Below are 4,000 nucleotides of genomic sequence, written 5' to 3'. Positions count from 1 at the left end.
TTAGCACTACCAGCCATTATGTTGTTATCGCTGTGGCAGGGGGCGGGGTTTCAGATGGTAATTATTTTGGCAGGGTTACAGGCGATTTCTAGCTCTTTATATGAGGCAGCCGCGATCGATGGTAGCAATAAATGGAATCAGTTTCGGTATATCACTATCCCTCAACTGCGAAACACGCTAATTTTCGTGATGCTGGTGACTTCCGTACTCTCATTTCGGCTATTCGACCAGGTGCAAATCATGACCCAAGGCGGCCCCAATGGAGCCACGACGACGGTAATGTATGAAGCAGTTAAGGCATCATTCGAGCAACAAAAGATGGCTAAAGGTGCCGCGATGACGGTCGTATTTTTCGCGATCGTGTTAGCAATTACCTCGTTGCAGCGGATTTTGGTGCCAGAAGATAGTGCGATCAATTGAATAATTTCTTTACTTTATTTGCAGCTAGTATCCCGATGGGGTAAAATCTACAGCAAATCCGTATAATAAATAGCTATACTAATTTCGGGCACAATTAAAATATAATTTTAGAGTTTTAGATTGTTTGCATATGTCAAAGTTGACCGACCTTTTGAATCAGATTGTTGGCTGGATAGAAGACAACAATTCGGAAGAATGGAATAGAATTCGCCTGGATACTGGTTTGAGTCACGCCCAGATTCAACATTTTTATGAAGGTAATTCGTTCATCTTTCCGACAGAAATTGTTGAACTCTATCAGTGGCATGACGGTGGTAATGGCTCTTTCTTTATAGATGCTCACGGAATCTATGGGGATCAACACTTCAATTCCCTAGGTTGGGGATTAAGCTGTGGTGAAGATTGGTCGAGAGATTACTGTCCAGACAAGAAGATCTTAGCTCTGTTTGCTTGTGAGGATGCTTACTGGTGGACGATATTGCCAGATACCTCTCAAGAGGCTGCACCGATTTATGTCAGTGATGAGCCAGATTTTGATACCTGCTCTCCTAATTATCCTAGTCTCACAGCAATGCTAGAGGAGATGATTCAAAGGTTATAGGCGTAGCTTGACTCAATCTTGCTGAATTAGGCATTGGTGACTATACCGTGATGCTCCAGCAGGAAAACTAATCGTGATAAATAATCTGCTGAAACGGTGTGAGATCTGCCTAGCAGATTTGAATCGTCGATTAGTTATGACGATCGATTAACTTCAAAAAACCGTCGCACCTCGATCGAGATATTTGGAAAGGCTAAAGGTGAAATTGTGCCATCTTGAAGGTTGGTGACAGTCCGATAACCCAACGGTGAAGGATCTTGAAAAACAGTGAGCTGTGCATCCTGGAGATTTACCACCCAATACTCAGGTATTTCTGACTGTGCATAGACGATCTGTTTATCGCCTAGATCGTAATTGAGGGTGCTATAAGAATACTCAACCAGCCAAAAGATATTTTCTGGATAGGGATGATGCTCTAGGTAAACAGTATCGAGCGGTTGGACGATTGCCAGATCTGGCTGTGGCTCCGAACCATTAGGCAAGGTTACGGGACGACCTTCCCGGACTTGAGCTTGTCCGACAAGGAGACCGCGCAGGATTTGGGCAGCGCGATCGCTAAAATAAACATGGGGTTCTCCTTCCGGTGGCATCAGAATTAGATCTCCCCGTAATAATTCGAGATTTTGACCATCAAAAATACCTGAGTCGATCGCCTGATGGTATCGATCGATTGTCCACTTATAGGTCGCAATCGTCATCATTTATCCTCTCAAGTGTTGACGTATTCTCACTTTAACAGATCTTGGCTCACTGCCAAGTCAATGAAAAAGGTTTCGATCTTGTTAGAATGAAGTTCAATATGCTGGAGATCGTATCATGACCGATTTTCATTCTGAAGGGCTTCCCCAACGCATTCAACCAGCGCAATTTACACCAAACCGCCAGGGAAATCGATCGCGATCGGGCATAGTTAGCTATGCTTTACTGATTTTGTTGGCGTTGCTATTTGTGGCACCGATCGCGTTTATGTTCGTGGCTAGCCTCAAACCTGATGAATTAGTCTTATCGCAAGCTGGTACTATTCAAGGGTTTATCCCCAGTCCGGCTTCCCTCCAAAACTATCAGGATGTATTTCAAAGAGTCAATTTCGGGCAGTTTTTTATCAACTCATTATTAATTACTAGCTCGATCGTCTTAGGGGGATTGGTAATTAATTCAATGGCGGGTTATGCTTTTGCCAGGTTGCGGTGGTGGGGACGCAGCACGATATTATTAGTAGTATTGGCATTGATGATTATTCCGTTTGAAGCGATCGCGGTGCCATTGTTTTTTCAGATGACTTTATTAGGTTGGCGCAATACTTATCTGGCGCAAATCTTGCCGTTTATTGCCAATGCGTTTTCAATTTATCTATTCTATACATTCTTTATCGGCTTACCCAAAGAACTCGAAGAAGCAGCACGAATTGATGGAGCTAGTATCTTTCGCACCTTCTGGGAAATTATCGTGCCAATTTCCAAGCCCGTATTTGCAACTGTCACGATCTTGACTTTTTTGACTCAGTGGGGGTCTTTTCTGTGGCCGTTGATGGTAACGATCGACGAACGAGTGCGACCTTTACCCGTAGCGATTGCCTCTTTTCAGACTTTACCGCCGATTCAGTGGGCGGATATTATGAGCTTTGGGGTAATGATGGTGGCACCGATTTTGATGGTGTTTTTGGTTTTCCAGAAGTGGTTTGTTGAGGGAGTGGCTTCAACGGGAACCAAGGGTTAAATTGATAATTTAGCGTAGTCCCAGTAGGGTGGGCACTGCCCACCAGCTAAGTTTCAGTGATTATCTATTTAATAAATAATTGTATCTAGCAAATAATAATTAATGCCAATTGATTGAATTAGGGCGAGGTTTTTCCTTGCTTTACTTCTGTCGAACTCGTACTTTAGTAGGGAGCGATGATGATGGCAAGTGTCAAATTCGATCGAGTGTTTAAGGTTTATGCTAACGGTCAGACGGCGATTAAAGATTTATCGTTAGATATTGCTGACGGTGAATTTTTGGTATTTGTGGGGCCTTCTGGGTGTGGTAAATCGACAGCATTGAGGATGCTGGCTGGATTGGAGGATATTTCGGCGGGTAAAATTATTATTGGCGATCGAGTTGTCAACGATTACACGCCCCAGCAGCGGAATATTGCGATGGTGTTTCAAAATTACGCGCTGTATCCACACATGACGGTGCGCCAAAATCTAGAATTTCCGCTGCGGATGCTGAAGTTGTCTAAGCAACAGATCGATGCACTGGTGGCTGAGGCAGCGCAGAAGCTCGGCTTGATGGAATTGATGGAACGCAAGCCCAAACAGCTTTCGGGAGGGCAGCGACAGCGGGTAGCGATGGGACGGGCGATCGTCCGCGATCCGGCGGTATTTTTGATGGATGAGCCGTTATCCAATCTCGATGCCAAGATGCGATCGCAAATTCGGACGGAGATTACCAGTCTCCAACAGCGGATGAAGACGACGATGGTATATGTCACCCACGATCAGGTTGAGGCGATGACGATGGGCGATCGCGTGGCGGTAATGCGATCGGGTAAGCTCCAGCAAATCAGCTCCCCACAGCAGCTCTACGATCGACCTGCGAACATCTTTGTGGCGGGGTTTATTGGTTCGCCAGGGATGAATATTTTTCGGAGCCGGACCGCGTGGGATGAACGGGGTCATTTGACGCTCGATATCGGCGGACAAGCACTCGCGCTCGGCGCGGATCTGCGTCAACGCTACCGAGATTTGGATCGATATCTCGCGCGGGATTTACTCGTCGGCTTGCGTCCAGAAGCTTTTACCGTCGCCCCCGCAGGCACTAGCAACTCGATTTCAGTTGCGGTCAAAACGGTCGAAGTATTAGGTCACGAAACGATCGTCTACGCCACAGCCCCGATCGATAAGATTGACACCGACGAATACGTCAGCGGACAAAGTAACGATAAAAGCTTAGCTAATTCACTCCTAATCGCGCGGGTCGCCTCCTCACATCCGATTC

Annotated in this window: 5 protein-coding genes; 4 read left to right on the top strand and 1 reads right to left on the bottom strand. The window is 45.9% G+C overall.

The genetic code is table 11. The features are described from left to right. On the top strand, window positions 1–420 hold a 420-nt coding region (locus tag RMO35_RS00170; protein ID WP_309737720.1), incomplete at its 5' end, for a sugar ABC transporter permease. Window positions 421–571: 151 nt separating this feature from the next. Further along, on the top strand, window positions 572–1,021 hold the full coding sequence (locus tag RMO35_RS00165) for a hypothetical protein (RefSeq protein ID WP_309737719.1): 450 nt from the start codon (window positions 572–574) through the stop codon (window positions 1,019–1,021). Window positions 1,022–1,155: 134 nt separating this feature from the next. Here RMO35_RS00165 and RMO35_RS00160 read toward each other — a convergent pair whose 3' ends face one another. Beyond that, window positions 1,156–1,719 (bottom strand): Uma2 family endonuclease, encoded by a 564-nt coding sequence (locus RMO35_RS00160; RefSeq protein ID WP_396135574.1) that lies wholly within the window; start codon window positions 1,717–1,719, stop codon window positions 1,156–1,158. 118 nt (window positions 1,720–1,837) lie between these two features. Here RMO35_RS00160 and RMO35_RS00155 point away from each other — a divergent pair, with 118 nt between their 5' ends. Further along, window positions 1,838–2,737, top strand: a complete 900-nt coding sequence (locus RMO35_RS00155; protein ID WP_309737716.1) for a carbohydrate ABC transporter permease — start codon at window positions 1,838–1,840, stop codon at window positions 2,735–2,737. Window positions 2,738–2,913: 176 nt separating this feature from the next. Then, a partial coding sequence (locus RMO35_RS00150; RefSeq protein ID WP_309737714.1) for a sn-glycerol-3-phosphate ABC transporter ATP-binding protein UgpC occupies window positions 2,914–4,000 on the top strand: 1,087 nt, incomplete at its 3' end.

The sequence above is a fragment of the Chamaesiphon sp. OTE_20_metabat_361 genome (genome assembly GCF_031364565.1).
This window is presented reverse-complemented; position numbering and strand designations above follow the sequence as displayed.

Bases quoted from the DNA above. Each gene is read 5' to 3' on its own strand.
- RMO35_RS00160 (WP_396135574.1), bottom strand. From the start codon at position 1,719: ATGACGATTGCGACCTATAAGTGGACAATCGATCGATACCATCAGGCG.
- RMO35_RS00155 (WP_309737716.1), top strand. From the start codon at position 1,838: ATGACCGATTTTCATTCTGAAGGGCTTCCCCAACGCATTCAACCAGCG.